Raw genomic sequence first — 15,161 nt, 5'->3', positions numbered from 1 at the left:
GGTGGTGGCTGCCTCCCGGATCCGAGGGACCGGCACATCCATGCGAGGACGCCGTCGCTCAGTGGCGATGGGCGGGGTCGAAACGATCGTTCGGATGACGCCCCGATGCTCGCTGGCTGGAGCCGGAGAACTCGCTCCCGTGGGCCCGTAGGCCCGTAGGCCCGTAGGCCCACGAAGCCAGGGAACAGTGCGCGTCGGAACAGCCCCCGCCAGTACTCCAGGAGATCCGCCGCGGCTGCCTGACCACCCACTACGGCATGCCGAACACGGCCTTCTGCCGCGTCAGTTGCGAGAACGCGTCAGCCCGTGGGCGTGCCGATCTGGCCGCGTTCCAGGGCGGAACGCAGCTCCGAGAGGGCTTGCGCGGCGGCCGTTATGGGGGATGCCTTGAGTGTGTCTGCGATCAGCTCGGCCAGCCGCTCGGCAAAGGTCTCTTCTGCCACGTCGACCAACTGCCGGCCGTCGTCGGTCAGTTCCAGCAGTGACGACCGGCGGTCCGACGGGTTCGGCCTGCGGGCGACCCATCCCTGCCGCTCCAGGCGGTCGACTCCCTTGCTGGTGGCCCCGATGCCGACGGCGAACTCGGCGGCCAGGTCCGCCACCCGGGCCCCGGGGTGGTCGCGGAGGTGGCGCAGGAACTCGAACTGCGACGTGACGATCCCGTGCCGCTCGCGGAGGCGGTCGTTGAGGGCGTTGTACAGCCGCGTCTCGCATCGGACGAGGTCGGCGAAGAAGCCCGGGAGGTCGACCGTCTCGCCGCTCACTTTGGATGCCATGGCATATAGTCTACGTTATATGCCATGGCATCTAGTGCCGAAGAAGCTACTTGCGACAGGAGCAGCCACCATGAGCAAGGAACAGCGCGCGCAGGTCAACGCGATGCTGCGGCAGCCCCGGCCCGACGGCCCCCAGTCGGTCGAGGCGATCCGAGCCGGATTCAAGGCGATGATGGCCCAGATGGCCGTCCCGGACGGCCTCCGCACCACGGAGACGACACTCGGCGGCCGACCCGTGCTGTACGTCGAGCCGGGAGACGGGACGCGCACCGGAACGCGCCCCGGGACGATCCTGTACTTCCACGGCGGCGGCTGGGTGTTCGGCTCGCCCGAGACCGCGCTGTCGCTGACGGGGAACCTCGTGGCCAGGACCGGGTTCAGGGCGTACTCGGTGGACTACCGGCTCGCCCCCGAACACCCGTTCCCGGCCGCGATCGAGGACGCGCTTCGCGCCTACCGCGCCCTCCTCGACAGCGGCGAGGACCCGTCGGCCATCGCGTTCGCCGGGGACTCCGCCGGCGGCGGCCTCGGCGTCACCACCTGCCTCGCCGCCCGCGACGCCGGCCTCCCGATGCCCGCCGCGATCGTGGCCTTCTCGCCCGGCCTCGACGCCACCCGGACGGGCGAGAGCATGGACACCAAGGCGGGCGTCGACCCGTTCTTCACCCGCGAGAGTCTGGAACCCACCGGGGCCATGTACCTGGCGGGAGCCGACCCGCACCAGCCCATGCTCAGCCCCGCCGTCCTCGCCGACCTGACGGGCTTCCCGCCGATGCTCCTCCAGGCGGGTACCAACGAGGTGCTCCTGGACGACTCCACCCGCATGGCCGCCCGCGCCCGCGCGGCCGGAGTGGACGTGATCCTCGACATCACCGCCGACGTACCCCACGTGTTCCAGTCCTTCGCCGGCGTTCTCGACGAGGCCGACCGGGCACTGGACCGCGCGGCCCTCTTCCTCACGCAGCACGTCCGCACTCCCGACACGTCGGCCACGTCGGCCCAGTAGAGCCCAGTGGAGCCGGGTGGAGCCGGGTGGAGCCGGGTGGAGCGCGGAGCCGTCCGGCCGCACAGCAGGCCGGGTGGCGCCCCTCGCGCCTGCGGGGCCTCACCTGAGCGTCGCGGGCGGGGGCGCATTCGCGGGAGCGGTGTTGGCCGTGGTCGGCGCGGCCGCGCTGGCGGGCGAAGCTGCGCCGGCAGGACTCGTTTCGTCGACGGGTCGAGCGGGTGCTGGCTTCCGCAGACTGTCCGGACCCTTTGGTCGCTGTGTATTTACGCAGGTCAGGGCGATGGCAGGGACTGAAGCGACTGAGGTTGGGGATTGGGTGCACGCTGTCGCTTGGCCTGCTCTCCACCACTCTCACCCCCTCGCTGGGAGCTGGTCCGGCGCAGTGCCAGACCCTCGGATTACGGTGGACGGCAGCTCAATCGAGAGGCGATGGCGATGACGAACGCAGCACGGGCAACGACTGTGCCCGCATGGGTCCTGAAGTTCATGGACGCCATCGACACACTGGAGTTCGGGGAGGGCTTCGCGCCGTTGACCGAGGACACCGACATGTTCTTCGGCACCGCACACATCCACGGCGCCGAGGCCATCAAGGCGTTCTTCGTCAAGATCGACGAGCCGCTGATCACCGCGCACGAGGTCCTGGAGTTCTGGACCGCGGATGACGGGGTCCGCCTCCTGCGCGGAGAGGCCACCTTGGCCAAGAAGAGCGAACCGGACCGCGTGGTGCGCGCTCCGTTTGTGCACATCTTCTACCTCGCCGACGAGGCGCCGGTCCGCGTCCGTGAACTGCGCATCACCGCGGGTCCCCTGCAGACCGACGCAGTGATGTAGCTCCACGCGGTGCCCGGACGTGTCCAGTGTGCAGGGATGCGCTGACACGTCCCCATCGTCGCCCCTGAACACCAGCCCCCGAACACCAGCCCCTGAAGACCTGTAGGCCCGCTCCGGTCGCCGAGGCACCGACGGGCCGAACAGGCTCGGGCCGACAGCCTGATGCCCGCGGTCACGTCTTCCTCTCCGGCCCCCCGTCAAGGCGGTCCTGTCGCGGGCGCCTGACGCATCCGCCCCTCGCACATCCGCGCGACACCCCTAGGTGACATTTCGTCACTTTGTGGAGGTTTCTGGGCGTGCGACGTCGGGGGTCTGGGCATGATCAGCGCCGGGGCCGTCGCGGTCCCCGCGGTTCGCGTCCACCGCGGGCCGCGAGAAGGTGCCGGTCCAGCGAAGAGGAGCTTCCATGACGGGTCAGACGCCCGACGCCGCGCAGCAGCAGGTGCAGTTCCCCATCACCGAGTCGTTCACCGGCACAGCCCCGGCGAACGAGCACTGGCAGTTGCTGGGCAGTGCGCGGCTGAACGAGGGCGCCCTGGAGCTGACGCCGAACACCTCGTCGAAGGCGGGTACGGCGTTCCTGGACCAGCCGTTCTCCTCCTCGCTCGGGGTGAGCATCGACTTCGACTACTCCTGTGAGGGCGGCGGGACCCAGGGGCTCGGGGACGGGTTCAGCCTCTACCTGATCGACGGGAGCCGCACCACGCAGCCCGGGGCCCGTGGCGGGGCGCTGGGCTACTCCTACATCAAGGACGGCTCGGTCAACCTTGCCGGCGTCACTGCGGGCTACGTGGGCGTCGGCTTCGACAACTTCGGGAACTTCGCCGCCCTCTCCACCGGCCCCGGCGCTCCCGGCCGCAGCCCTGACACCCTGGGGGTGCGCGGCTCCGGGGACCTGCTCACGGGCTTCGCCTGGCTGGCCGGCGCCGCGGTGCCGGGCGGGTTCCGGGGCGGCTGGGAGGCGGGGGCGCACCTACAGGTGACCGTCATCGGCGGTCGCCTGACGGTGCGGCGCTCCAGCACTTCGGACCCCAACGGCGCGGTGCTGATCGACGATCTCGACCTGGCCGCCGGCCCGGGCCAGGTGCAGATGCCCGCGACGTTCAAGCTCGGGTTCGGCGCCGGTACCGGCGGGGCCACCGCCGCCCACCGCATCCGCAACCTCACCGTCGCCCTGCCCGTCGCCATGCCGCTGGAGATGAGCGGCCCGCTGACCGCCAAGGCCGGCCACCGGATCTCCTACACCATCGGCGTCCAGAACCACGGGCCCAACGACGCCCCCGACGCCGTCGTGCGCGGCGCCGTCCCCGTCCAGTTGCTCGACGTGGAGGTGACATGCCGCGGGGAGAACGGCGCGGCGTGCGGCCCGGGAACCGCTACCGACGGCGAACTCCACCAGCCGCTCAGCCTGCCCAAGGGCAGCAAGGCGGTGATCACCCTGAGGGGCACCGTCGACCCTCACTACGAAGGCGACTTCACCACCACGAGCCGGATCACCTCCGCCACCCGCGCCAATACCGCGGCCCAGCAGTCCGGCCAGGTCACCACCACCGCCGAACTGCCGCTGATCACCGTCGGCCAGAAGATCGCCGGACAGTGGGACCAGACCTGGCCCGAGGACGCCAAGGGTTGGCTCGTCAGCTACAACCTCACCCTGGCCGCCAACGAACACCGCGTGACAGCCTGGGAGATCGCCTTCGACGTCCCCGCGCGCACCCGCGTCAACCCCCAGCAGACCCAGTGGTACCGGGTCATCAAGGACGGCCTGGAGGGAACGGTCGTCCTTGGCTCCCCCAACGACGGCTCCCACACCATCGACCCCGGCACCCCGCTGCCCGTCGACGTCCAGATCCTCTACCCCTCCCAGTCCGACGCCGGCGACGGCCGCCTCCGCGGCCTCTACGCCGTCGAGGTCGAAAAGCCCTGACCCCGCAGAAGCCGCACCCGGACCGGATCCGCCTCGCGGCAGTGCATCCGCCCGTGAGGCGGATCCGGTACGGCTACCCGGAGCCCGACCTGCCGGTCACGCCCGTGCGGGCCGCCTTGCGCACCCGGCGCTCTGCGCCGACGCGGGGTGGATTCACCACCCAGTCCTGTCGGTCCTCTGACGAGATCCCGGTATGACTGACATGCCACCAGTCAACACCGGGCCCGGGCGCAAGACGCTGCCGCGGTGGGGACGTTGGTGGAGGTCTTGATGCCCGCCACGTCTGTTGACGAGTCAGCCCGCCGTCATTTTCGGATCAGTGGTCCAGGACGCGCTGGAGATAGGCGGTCCTGGCCGCGATGGCGAGTTGCGAGATGGCCGCCTGCGGCGCAGCGGTGGCGAAGGCATGCCAGGCTCCCGGCCACACGTGCAATTCGACCGGGACTCCGGACCGGGACAGCCGCGCGGCGTAGTCGATGGTCTCGTCCCGGAAGGTGTCGACCTGGCCGGTGTCGATGTAGGTGGCGGGCAGCCCGCTCAGGTCTGCCGCGCGGGCCGGAGCCGCGTAGGGCGAGACCTCGGGCCCGCCCCTGGCCTGCCCGAGCAGGCAGGTCCACGCCGTCAGGTTGGCCTGGCTGTCCCAGAATCCCTCGCGGTCGAGTTCCTGGCTGGACGCTGTCTGGCAGCGGTCGTCGAGCATCGGCGCCTGCAGCATCTGGTGGGCCAGGGCTGGGCCGCCGCGGTCCCGAGCCAGCAGCGCCGTCGCCGCTGCGAGCCCACCGCCCGCACTCGTGCCCCAGATGATCAGCTGTTCGGGGTCGACGGACAACTCGCCGGCGTTCGCCGCGACCCACGCCAGCCCGGCATAGCAGTCCTCGACGGGTGCGGGATGGGGATGCTCGGGAGCCAGCCGGTACTCCACCGAGATCCCGACGATGCCGAGAACATCCACCCACTCGGCGAGCACGTGGGAGAGCTCCCACTTGTTGCCGGAGATCATGCCGCCGCCGTGGGTGTGGTAGACGCACGGGCGTGAGCCCGCACCGCGGGTAGGACGCATGATGAGCAGCGAGATCTCTGGCGCCCCCGCGGGACCGGGCACCGTGCGTTCCTCGATCTCGACAGCCCCGTCCCGGCGCAGTGCGGCCGCATCGGCCCCGCTGGGCACCGTCGCGTTCATTTCCCGGTAAGCGGGGATATCGGCCGGCCCGAGCCAGCCGAGTTCTCGCACCTCTTGCGGATAGGTAGCCAGGATTGCGGCCAACTCGGGGTCGAACGGTGGTCGGGAGTACATACTCGGGTCCTTCCTGCAGCGGTTCGCCGCCCCAGTTTCCTGGCCGGTCGCCGCCCGATCCACCGCCATATGGCTCATGGTATCCGCCATATGGCGGATATGATCCGGTGGTGGAAGAACTGCTCCAACGGCTCTCGGCACTGGATCCCGCCGCCGGGGACGCGGTGCGCGCCATCGCCTACTTCGACACCCTCGTCGAGCAGCGGGCCGGCCTCGATGCCTTCGTCAGGGCCGGGGCCATCCTCGCGGGCTGCACGGCAGGGCTGGCCGATCCCGACCGACACGTCCTGGTGCGCATCCATCCCGACGGCCACCGGCTGGAACCGGCGGCACACGTTCCCTCCTGGCCCGGCACCGCACTACGCGGTACGACCGCAGGCCGGGTCTGGCTCGAACGCACCGGCGTGTCGCTGCCCACCGACGCCATCGTCCTCGAACGCCTCGCGGCCGGGGCGGGCATCGCCCTGGACCGAACCCGCGGCCGGGCCGCCACACACGACCCGGCCAGCGTGGAAATGCTGCTCTCACCCGAGGCCACACCCGCAGCCCGCGCGCAGGCCGTGCGCAGACTCGCCCTTCCTGCGGCGAGATTCAGGGTCGCGGCCCTGCTGGGAAACCCGGATGATCCAACGATCAACCGGTGGAGCACTCGCCTCGGACGCGTGACCGCCGCCATCGTCGTCGACACCACGGCCGAGCCCACCGCGAGCCTTGGACCCGGCATCGGGACTGAGCACGGGCCGAGAGCCGGGCTGGGCCCCGCCGTGGAAATCAGTGGACTGCCGCGCTCATGGCACGGAGCACTGATGGCGCTGCGGCTGACAGCTGAGGCTCACGGTTCGCGCCACCTCAACTACGACGCCCTGGGCGGCCTAGCCCTCGTGGCCGAGCACGTCTCCCCGCACAACGCGTTGATCGAGGATGTGCGCGCGCTACGCGCGGCAGAAAGCGCCGGCACCGGCGTACTGGAAACCCTGGCCGCCCTCGAAGCCCACGACAGCCTGCGCCAGGCAGCCGCCGCGTTGCATCTGCATCACTCCACACTCCAGGCGCGCCTACCCAAACTGACCACTGCTCTCGGCTTTGCCCCCGACACCCCGCAAGGACGCACACGCCTCCACCTCGCCCTGGCCCTCCACCGACTCAACCTCAACGGTCCCCTTCCCTAGCCACCGAGCAGCAGTGGTAGTCCTCGGGGGCCGCCTCTCAAGTGGCTCGTACCGCGAGGCGTTTGTGCGGGGCCCGGTCAACGGCGGGCCAACACCGCGACCTCCCAGCCGAAGCCCACCACCAACCGACCGTCCGGCACCACGGCCACCGCGCAGACCGGCAGCGGGAACACCGACTCCGGCCCGACCTGGTCGCCGGTGGTCAGGTCCCAGACCCGCACCGTGCCGTCGTCGCCGCCGGTGACCGCGACGGGGCGGCCGTCGACCACTGCCGTCGCCACCGTGTTCACATCGCCGGTGTGGCCGGTGAGGGGTTGGCCGATCTGCTGGACGGTGGTCAGGTCCCACACCCGCACCGTGCTGTCGCTGCCGCCGGTGACCGCGACGGGGTGGCCCTCGACCACCGCCGTCGCGACCGCCAGCACGCAGTCGGTGTGGCCGGTGAGGGGTTGGCCGATCTGCCGACCTGCGGTCAGGTCCCAGATCCGCACCGTGCCGTCGTCGCCGCCGGTCACCGCCAGGGGGCGGCCGCCGACCACTGCCGTCGCCACCGCGTTCACATCGCCGGTGTGGCCCGTCAGGGGCTCGCCGACCTGCTGACCCGCAGGCAGGTCCCAGACCCGTACGTCATCCCAGCTGCCGGCGATCGCTACAGGGCGGCCGTCGACCACTGCCGTCGCCACCGCGTTCACCCCCTCCTCGTGGCCGGTGAGCGGCTCGCTGATCTGCTGACACGTGGTCAGGTCCCATACCTGCACGTGGCTGCCGGCGACCGCGACGGGACGGCCGTCGACCACCGCCGTCGCCACCGCCCCCACCCAGTCGTCCTGGCCGGTGAGGTGCAGGCCGATCTGCCGACCGGTGGTCAGGTCCCAGACCCGCACCGTGCCGTCGTCGCCGCCGGTGACCGCGACGGGGCGGCCGTCGACCACTGCCGTCGCCACCGCGTTCACATCGCCGGTGTGGCCGGTGGGCGGCTCGCCAACCTGGCCGCCTGAGGTCAGGTCCCACACCCGCACCATCCCGTCCTGACTGCCGGCGATCACGTGGGGACGGCCGTCCAGCACCGCCGTCGCCACCGCCCGGACCTTGTCGGTATGGCCGATCACCGGCTCGCCGACCTGCTCGCCCGTGGCCAGATCCCACACCTGGAGCGTCCAGTCCTCGCCTCCGCTGACGATGCAGGGGCGGCCGTCGATCGTTGTCGTGACCACCGACAACACCCAGCCGTCGTGACCGGTGAGAGGTCGGCCGAGCTGTCGGCCGGTGGTCAGGTCCCATACCCGCACGGTCTCGTCGTGGCTGCCGGTGACCGCGACGGGACGGCCGTCGACCACCCCCGTCGCCACCGCTCGCACCGCCTCCTCGTGGCCGGTGAGCGGTTCGCCGATCTGCTCGCGCGTGGTCAGGTCCCACACCCGCGCGGTCTCGTCGTGGCTGCCGGTGACCGCGATGGGGCGGCCGTCGAGCACCGTCGTCGCCACCGCGCACACAGCATGGGTATGGCCGGTGAGGGGTTGGCCGATCTGCTCGCGCGTGGTCAGGTCCCACACCCGCACCGTATCGTCGCCGCCGCTGGTGACCGCGACGGGACGGCCGTCGAGCACCGCCGTCGCCACCGCCGACACCGCGGCCGCGTGGCCGGTGAGGGGTTGGCCGATCTGTTCGCGCGTGGTCAGGTCCCATACCCGTACGGTCCGGTCACCACTGCCGATGAGCGCCACGGGGCGGCCGTCGACCACTGCCGTCGCCACCGAGCACACCTGGCCGGTGTGGGCGGTGAGGGGTTGGCCGATTTGTTCGCGCGTGGTCAGGTCCCATACCCGCACGCTCCGGTCAGTGCCGCCGGTGACCGCGACGGGGCGGCCGTCGACCACCGCCGTCGCCACCGCCAGCAACGCGTCGGTGTGGGCGGTCGGAATACGACGCAGGGACCGGTCGAGCTGGGAGCCGGTGGCCCATTCGACGCCCCACGGTGCGGCGGGTTCGTCCTCCACCGGTACTGCGGTGAGCCGTGCCGACAGCTCGCGGTCCCCGTAACGGGCGGCGTCCAGCGCCAGCAGCTGTCGGCGCACCCCGGCAGTGACGTCACGATGCAGGTGTGTCGAGGCCCGGTACACCGACGCGGCCAATCGCGCCGCCGGACCCGACGCCGCATCCAGCGACGCCGTCACCGATCCCGGGTCCGCGTTCACCAGGAACCCCGGATCGGCCAACCGCCCAACGGCCACGGCAGATTCAGCGCGCGGGCGGATGTCCCGCAGATCATCAGACATGCCCGGCACAGTAGCCGTACCCGGCAACGCGGCACCGCAGAAAGCCCCCTGCCGCCTATCCGTGCGAGTTCTTGAGTGATCGGTGTGCGGGGGGTCGGGGGTCCGGGGGTTCGGGCTCGGCTTCGTCCTCGCATGGGGACGGCACGGGGCACGCGGCGCTGATCGCGGTCAGTCGCCGACGAACGACAGGTGCAGGTCCCGGATTGAGCTTGGACTGCGATGTCGGGGCTGTCGCCGGGCACCTGTATGTTGATCACCCGCCGACCCTGTCGGTGTTCCGTCCCAGGGTGTCGGCGTGCGGGTCCGGTCTGGGCTGGTGACCGCTTCGCGGAAATCGGGTCGCTGTCGCCGGGGGATCAGGAGATCCTTTGGCGTCGAGGCTGAAAGCCGCTCATCATCTCAAGTGTTTGAAGGATTTCGTATGACCGTTCCTGCCCCGCCCGACAGCCCGCAGTCCGCCGAGGGGCCGGCCGATGCCAACGCGTGGGCAGCACCGAGCCCGAGCCCGGGTCAGGGTGAGGGCGCGGCTCCGGGTCAGGGTGAGGCCGCTGTTCCTGCCGCGGTCCCTGCCCCTACCGCTATGCCGGTCGCGCCCCCTGTCGCGGCCCCGGGTGTGCCGTACTGGCCGCCGTATGCGTATCCGATGCCGGCGCCGCAGCCTCGCAACGGCCTGGGCATCGCGGCCATGGTGCTCGGGATCGTGGGTACCGTCCTCAGCCTGGCCGTCTTCTTCTTCTGGCTGTCCTGGCTGCCGGCCCTGCTCGCCGTGGTCTTCGGTGCCATCGGGCTGGGTTACGTGCGCAAGGGCCTGGCGACCAACCGGGCGATGGCGCTCGCGGGCGTGATCCTGGGCATCTCCGGCCTGCTGGTGTCGGTCGGCGCCGGGGTGATCGTCGTGACACGGGTGCAGGCGGCCAACGAGGAGCGGCGGGCGGAGGAGAACGCCGCGCGCGCTCGCGCCGATGCCGCGACCCAGGCCGCCAACGAGCGGGCGGCCAAGGAGAGGCAGCGGATCGAGGCCGAGCGGAAGAGGATCGAGGCCGAGCGGGAGAAGGCGGCTGCGGACGAGAGGGCCCGGCGCCTGTCGTTCGGCCAGTCCTACACGTACGGGGACGGGCTGAAGGTCACGATGGCCGCGCCGGAGCCGTACGTCCCGCGCGACACCGTGTCCGGGACCCCCAAGAACGCCACGATCATCCAGGTGAGGATCACCGTCGTCAACACCGGGTCCGAGGACGTCTCGCTCTACGGGTCGGGGATGCCCATCGTCAAGGACGCCAAGGGCAACCTCGTCTTCTCGCTGATCGACGGAAGCGGACGGATGAAGATCCTCAACGGCTCGCTGGCTCCGGGGGAGGAGGCCACCGGCCTGTCGGCGTACGCCCTGCCGAACAGCGCGGCCGACCGCTTCTCCGTCGAGTTCGACTACGGCTCCGGGTGGCAGCGCAAGGACGTCCTCTGGTCCGGTTCTCCGAGCTGACCCGGGGCCACTCCCGCCGCTGTCCGCATGGTCCCGACCGGGACGGCATCGCTGAGGACATGCGGCAGCGGGGTGACGCCCTGGAGGGGCGGGTGCGGCTTCGGACGCACCCGCCCCGCGCTCGGGAGACCCACCTCGCTCGTGAGCGAACCAGGTCGGCCCGGCGAATCGTCAGGAACCCGGCGACAGGGCGCGCGCTGTCAGAGATCGGGGAGCGGGCAGCCCCGGCCGCTGCCGATCAGCTTGTTGACGACGTTCAGCCCGTCCTCGTGGCGGAACAGCACGGCGTACGGCAGCGCCGCCGCCGAGTGCCGTCGCACCAGCGCGCTCTGGTCCTCGGGAAGTTCCGGGTCCGCGACCAGCTCGGCCTGCGGGAGCAGTTCGGGCTGGTCGGTGCGGACCAGCTCCGCCGCGCAGAACCGTTCGAGCTGGTCCGGCCAGGCCGCGACGACGGTCGGGCGCGGCCCGGAGACAGTCGCCGGGGTCGCGAGCCAGGCCCGCACCGGGTCGTCGGCGGGGGCGCGGCCGGGCTCGAAGAACGACCAGAACGTCCCCGGCCAGACGGCGGAGGCCCGGTGGGCGGTGATCGACACCCGGCTGCCGGTCGTCAGGTCGACCGCCAGGTGCACCGGCACGCCTTCCTCGTACCAGTGCGCCCCGTACTCGCAGACGGCGAAGCGGCGTCCGTCGTGGTCGAGGAGCACGAATGAGGTGTTGCGGCGGCGGTTGGTGGCCAGGTCGTGCCGTGTCACCAGGACGTCCAGCAACTCCTGGTGTCGCTCCGGTAGTTCCTTGCGGGAAAGGTCGAGCACGGGAGCCTCCGATCGACTGCTCGGTTGATCGCGGTCCCACTCTGCCCGTCCGAGGGCGATGACGTGTGCGCATTGACGTTTCCGGAGGTCCGAACACCCGGCGGCGACCGAACGGCGAACCGGCCGGCGGGCGTTGCGTGCACGGCGTGCTCGAAGGAGTAGTCGCCTTGGGTGTCGCCGCCGGTGGGGTGATCATGGCGGAGGAGGCGGTGTACTCCCGGGGGCGGCCGCTCTGCATCAGGTAGGGAACGGTGATGGTGGCGGGGGCCTGCGGCCCGAGGGCGCCTCCGCCGTCCGCCCCGGTCCGGCCGGGTTCACCCGATCCTCTCTCCGGCGTCGCGGGGGAAGCGCGATCACAGCACTGTTTGAGCATGAGGTACGACCAGTGCGTGACAGGTGAAGCATCCGCCCGCCCCCGGAGGGTGCGTGCCGCCCTCGGCGCCGCGAGCCTCGCGGGGGCGTTGGCCCTGCCCGTCGGCGTGGCCGCCCCCGCCCGCGCCGCGACCACCCGGACTTTCAGCACCGACGCCGCGCTCACCGTCCCGGACGGCGTCACCGGCATCACCGTCACCCTCGTGGCGGCAGGCTCCGGGGGAGGCGGCGGGGGTGGTGGAGGTGGTACCGGCCTCTTCAAGAGCGGCGGCGGGGGCGGCGCGGGAGGAGGTGGCGGTGGCGGCGCCCGGGTCACCTGCACCCTGACCGTCACCCCCGGTGACGTCCTGACCCTTACCGTCGGCACCGGCGGAGCCGGTGGGGCGGGGGGCGCCAGCGGTGAGGAGGCGGACCCGGGCGGCGATGGCGGCGATGGGGGCGCCGGCGGCCCGTCCGCCCTCACCAGCGGCGGAGCCGTGGTGGCGCGCGTGGACGGCGGGTCGCGCTCCGGTGGCGGGGGCACGGGCAGCGTTCTCGGCGGGGCCCGGGGCGGCAGCGGCCACGGCGGGGGGAGCCTCGCCGTCTCCACCTGCAAGGGCAGCCGGCCCGGTGGCGCCAACGGATCCGACGGTGATGCCGGTGACGTCGGCACCGAAGGCGCCGACGTCACACCGGCCACCGTCGGTGACACGGTCCCCGGCGAAGCGGGCGGCGAAGGCGGCGACGGAGGCGCAGCGGGGGCCCCTGTGCCGGCCAGCTGCCCCGCGGGCACCGGCGACGGCGGGGACGGGGGCGACGGCGGGGACGGCCAGGACTACGTCGGCAACTTCGACGACAACCAGACCCCCGGCGACGACGGCACCGCGGGCACCGCGGGCGGCAACGGCTGCATCACCCTCACCTTTGAGAACAGCGGGCCGGGCCCCGACGCCGGCTAGCTCGGCGTCGGGGCCCGCACCCCGTCAGACCGTTGCCGGGAGGCTCGTTCCGCCCGGTGCGAGTCTGTCGAGCACCGCCCGCTCCGCAGCGAGGGGCGGGGCTTCCGCGAGCGCCGTGGTGGGGCGCCCGTCCGGGATCAGGCGTCCTGCGCGGGGACGAAGGGGACGACGGGCAGGGGCGTAGCCGTGAGGGTGGGCGTGGGAGTAGGAGTGGGGGTGGACGTCGGCGTGGCGGTGGCCGTGGGGGAGGCGGTGGATGTGGGGCTGGACGTCGAGCTCGGGGTCGGCGTGGGCGACTGCGTGCCGGTGGGCAGCGTGATGGTGACCGTTCCGTCGAGCGTCATCGACTTGAGGCCGGTCGTGGTGTTGCAGGCCGTGAGGTCGATGTCGGACTTGATCGGGTCGAGGACGACGGTCCAGGTGGCGCCCTCGTAGCGGCCCGCGGTGATGCCGCCGCTGAGCGGGTTGCTCGAGTTGAGCAGGTCCTGGATCGGCTGCATGCCCCAGGTGAAGTCGGTGGTGGCCGGGTCGTCCGTGGTGGGCTGGCCGTCCGGGGTCTCCCAGCTGACGCGCTGCAGGGTGCCGGGTGCGTTCTGGTAGCTGCCGGTCGCGCAGGTCACGCCGTTGCCGAGGCCGGTCCCCACGTAGTCGGCCTGGGTGATGGGGGCGTCGCCGGTGCAGTTGAGCAGTTTGGGGTTGCCGAGGGTGGCCGTGATGTTGTCCTGGGGTGTGAGTGTGAGGCCGGAGCTGAAGGTCATCGTGAAGCTGTCCTCACAGGTGATGACCTGGGGTACTCCGGCGGCGGAGGTGTCGTACACGAGCAGTCCGCCGATCAGGGTGCCGGCCGTGAGGGCGGCGGCCGCGATGCCGATGGGGCGTTTCATGGGGTCGTGCCTTTCTTGGGGGATCCCGGTGGTGCTGCGGGCCGGTTCACCCGGGGAGTCCGGGGACCGGTGCTGTGGGGCGGCTCGACGGAGTGGGGAGTCCGGAGCCTGACGGTGACGGTTCGACCGCGGTGGGGAAGCCGTCGTCCTCGCCGTGGCGCGCGAGGGTGACGAGCGCCGTACCGCTGACCAGCAGGACGGCGAGGACGTAGAGCGGGGTCACGGCCGGGGACTTGAACCAGTCGGCGGCCCGGTCGGTCAGGTAGGTGGCGAGGGTGCCACCGAGGAGTCCGCCCAGTTGGTAGCCGATGGCGCTCCCGCTGAGCCGCACGCGGCTGGGGAAGAGCTCGGAGACCAGGGCTGCCTGGGGGGCGTACATCGCGGCGAAGCCCACCAGCGACAGCAGGTAGGCGAGCACCAGGACCGGGGGAGGGCCGAAGTGGAACAGGGGCTGGAACGCGGCGGCCCAGAGCGCCGTGGTGATGGTCCCGGCCAGGCAGACCCGTCGTCTCCCGTAGCGGTCGGACAGCGCGCCGAAGAACGGGATCAGGCCGATCAGCGCGAGCGGGGCGAGCAGCGAGAGCGCGATCAGGGCGTTGAGCGACAGGCCGGCGACGCGCAGCAGGGTGAGGACGTAGCCGAAGGAGAAGCCGAAGAGCACGACGTCGGCTCCGGCGGTGATCGCCGTGGTGGTCAGCAGCTGCCTGCGGTGCCGGGTGACCAGTTCGACGACCGGCCGGCTGCTGCGGGCCCCGGTGAGGGCGAGCGACCGGAAGACGGGGGTCTCCTCGATCCGCGCCCGGGCCCACAGCCCCACCACCACCAGCACGGCGGACAGCAGGAAGGGCAGTCGCCAGCCCCAGGCCATGAACTGCGCGGGTGTCATCGCATCGGACACCGCCGTCATGGCCCCGAACGCCAGCAGATTGCCCGCCGGCGCGCCGATCTGCGCCCAGCTCGACACCAGCCCCCGGCGCCCCGGTTCGGCGCACTCGTGCGCGACGACGGTGGCGGCCCCCCAGGCACCGCCCAGCCCGAGGCCCTGGAGCAGGCGCAGCGTCACCAGGAGGAGCGGGGAGGCGAAGCCGATCTGTCCGTAGCCGGGCAGCAGCCCGACCAGGCCGGTGGAGGCCCCGGTCAGCAGCAGCGCGCCCACCAGGGCGGGGCGCCTGCCGCGACGGTCGCCGAGATGCCCGAAGAGCGCCCCGCCGACCGGCCGTGCGACCAGGGCGGCCCCGTAGAGGCCGATGCCGGTGAGGGTCGCCGCGAAGGGCGAGAGGTAGGGGAAGAACTGGTGCTTGAAGACCAGGACGGAAGCGTTGACGTAGAGGAAGAAGTCGTACCAGACCAGCGTGGTACCCATGAGGCTGACGATGACCGAGCGGCGGACATC

12 protein-coding genes are annotated in these 15,161 nt (G+C 71.8%); 6 read left to right on the top strand and 6 right to left on the bottom strand.

Translation table 11 applies throughout. The features are described from left to right. Positions 1 to 299 precede the first annotated feature (299 nt). Positions 300 to 776: a MarR family winged helix-turn-helix transcriptional regulator gene (locus ACIPLC_RS11610; RefSeq protein WP_400472770.1), complete on the bottom strand. Its 477-nt coding sequence runs from the start codon at positions 774 to 776 to the stop codon at positions 300 to 302. A 70-nt stretch (positions 777 to 846) separates the two neighbouring features. Between ACIPLC_RS11610 and ACIPLC_RS11605 the strand changes: the two genes are divergently transcribed. From ACIPLC_RS11605 to ACIPLC_RS11595, 3 genes are all read left to right on the top strand, one after another. After that, positions 847 to 1,782: an alpha/beta hydrolase gene (locus tag ACIPLC_RS11605; RefSeq protein WP_400472769.1), complete on the top strand. Its 936-nt coding sequence runs from the start codon at positions 847 to 849 to the stop codon at positions 1,780 to 1,782. 435 nt (positions 1,783 to 2,217) lie between these two features. Further along, the gene (locus ACIPLC_RS11600) at positions 2,218 to 2,616 is read left to right on the top strand and encodes a nuclear transport factor 2 family protein (protein WP_400472864.1); all 399 of its coding nucleotides are present in this window, start codon (positions 2,218 to 2,220) and stop codon (positions 2,614 to 2,616) included. Positions 2,617 to 3,022: 406 nt separating this feature from the next. Continuing rightward, entirely contained in the window at positions 3,023 to 4,543 is a 1,521-nt protein-coding gene (locus tag ACIPLC_RS11595) for a hypothetical protein (RefSeq protein WP_400472768.1), read from the top strand. Between the two features lie 316 nt (positions 4,544 to 4,859). Here ACIPLC_RS11595 and ACIPLC_RS11590 read toward each other — a convergent pair whose 3' ends face one another. Beyond that, positions 4,860 to 5,837: an alpha/beta hydrolase gene (locus tag ACIPLC_RS11590; protein ID WP_400472767.1), complete on the bottom strand. Its 978-nt coding sequence runs from the start codon at positions 5,835 to 5,837 to the stop codon at positions 4,860 to 4,862. Positions 5,838 to 5,947: 110 nt separating this feature from the next. Here ACIPLC_RS11590 and ACIPLC_RS11585 point away from each other — a divergent pair, with 110 nt between their 5' ends. Next, positions 5,948 to 7,006, top strand: a complete 1,059-nt coding sequence (locus ACIPLC_RS11585; protein ID WP_400472766.1) for a helix-turn-helix domain-containing protein — start codon at positions 5,948 to 5,950, stop codon at positions 7,004 to 7,006. A 77-nt stretch (positions 7,007 to 7,083) separates the two neighbouring features. On the opposite strand, the gene ACIPLC_RS11580 is transcribed toward ACIPLC_RS11585, so the two are convergent. Continuing rightward, on the bottom strand, positions 7,084 to 9,081 hold the full coding sequence (locus ACIPLC_RS11580) for a WD40 repeat domain-containing protein (RefSeq protein ID WP_400472765.1): 1,998 nt from the start codon (positions 9,079 to 9,081) through the stop codon (positions 7,084 to 7,086). Between the two features lie 844 nt (positions 9,082 to 9,925). Here ACIPLC_RS11580 and ACIPLC_RS11575 point away from each other — a divergent pair. Beyond that, entirely contained in the window at positions 9,926 to 10,762 is an 837-nt protein-coding gene (locus ACIPLC_RS11575; RefSeq protein WP_400472764.1) for a hypothetical protein, read from the top strand. Between the two features lie 200 nt (positions 10,763 to 10,962). Here ACIPLC_RS11575 and ACIPLC_RS11570 read toward each other — a convergent pair whose 3' ends face one another. Next, positions 10,963 to 11,574: a hypothetical protein gene (locus ACIPLC_RS11570; RefSeq protein ID WP_400472763.1), complete on the bottom strand. Its 612-nt coding sequence runs from the start codon at positions 11,572 to 11,574 to the stop codon at positions 10,963 to 10,965. Between the two features lie 389 nt (positions 11,575 to 11,963). Here ACIPLC_RS11570 and ACIPLC_RS11565 point away from each other — a divergent pair, with 389 nt between their 5' ends. Continuing rightward, positions 11,964 to 12,884, top strand: coding sequence for a hypothetical protein (locus ACIPLC_RS11565; RefSeq protein WP_400472762.1), 921 nt, complete (start codon positions 11,964 to 11,966; stop codon positions 12,882 to 12,884). Positions 12,885 to 13,021: 137 nt separating this feature from the next. Here the strand turns inward: ACIPLC_RS11565 and ACIPLC_RS11560 are convergent, their stop codons facing one another. Continuing rightward, complete coding sequence (locus ACIPLC_RS11560; protein WP_400472761.1) at positions 13,022 to 13,768, bottom strand: hypothetical protein; 747 nt, start codon at positions 13,766 to 13,768, stop codon at positions 13,022 to 13,024. 46 nt (positions 13,769 to 13,814) lie between these two features. Then, a complete protein-coding gene (locus ACIPLC_RS11555; protein WP_400472760.1) occupies positions 13,815 to 15,131 on the bottom strand; it encodes an MFS transporter in 1,317 nt (438 codons plus the stop codon). Positions 15,132 to 15,161: the final 30 nt, after the last annotated feature.

Source organism: Kitasatospora sp. NPDC086801 (genome assembly GCF_044745805.1).
In the GTDB taxonomy this organism is placed as follows: Bacteria; Actinomycetota; Actinomycetes; order Streptomycetales; family Streptomycetaceae; genus Kitasatospora.
The sequence above is the reverse complement of the archived record's forward strand: the minus strand, read 5'-3'. Positions and strand labels throughout refer to the sequence as shown.

Excerpts from the sequence above, each read along its gene's own strand:
- ACIPLC_RS11590 (WP_400472767.1), bottom strand. The coding sequence starts at position 5,837 with ATGTACTCCCGACCACCGTTCGACCCCGAGTTGGCCGCAATCCTGGCT.
- ACIPLC_RS11555 (WP_400472760.1), bottom strand. The coding sequence starts at position 15,131 with ATGGGTACCACGCTGGTCTGGTACGACTTCTTCCTCTACGTCAACGCT.
- ACIPLC_RS11605 (WP_400472769.1), top strand. The coding sequence starts at position 847 with ATGAGCAAGGAACAGCGCGCGCAGGTCAACGCGATGCTGCGGCAGCCC.
- ACIPLC_RS11575 (WP_400472764.1), top strand. The coding sequence starts at position 9,926 with ATGCCGGCGCCGCAGCCTCGCAACGGCCTGGGCATCGCGGCCATGGTG.
- ACIPLC_RS11610 (WP_400472770.1), bottom strand. The coding sequence starts at position 776 with ATGGCATCCAAAGTGAGCGGCGAGACGGTCGACCTCCCGGGCTTCTTC.
- ACIPLC_RS11600 (WP_400472864.1), top strand. The coding sequence starts at position 2,218 with ATGACGAACGCAGCACGGGCAACGACTGTGCCCGCATGGGTCCTGAAG.
- ACIPLC_RS11595 (WP_400472768.1), top strand. The coding sequence starts at position 3,023 with ATGACGGGTCAGACGCCCGACGCCGCGCAGCAGCAGGTGCAGTTCCCC.
- ACIPLC_RS11560 (WP_400472761.1), bottom strand. The coding sequence starts at position 13,768 with ATGAAACGCCCCATCGGCATCGCGGCCGCCGCCCTCACGGCCGGCACC.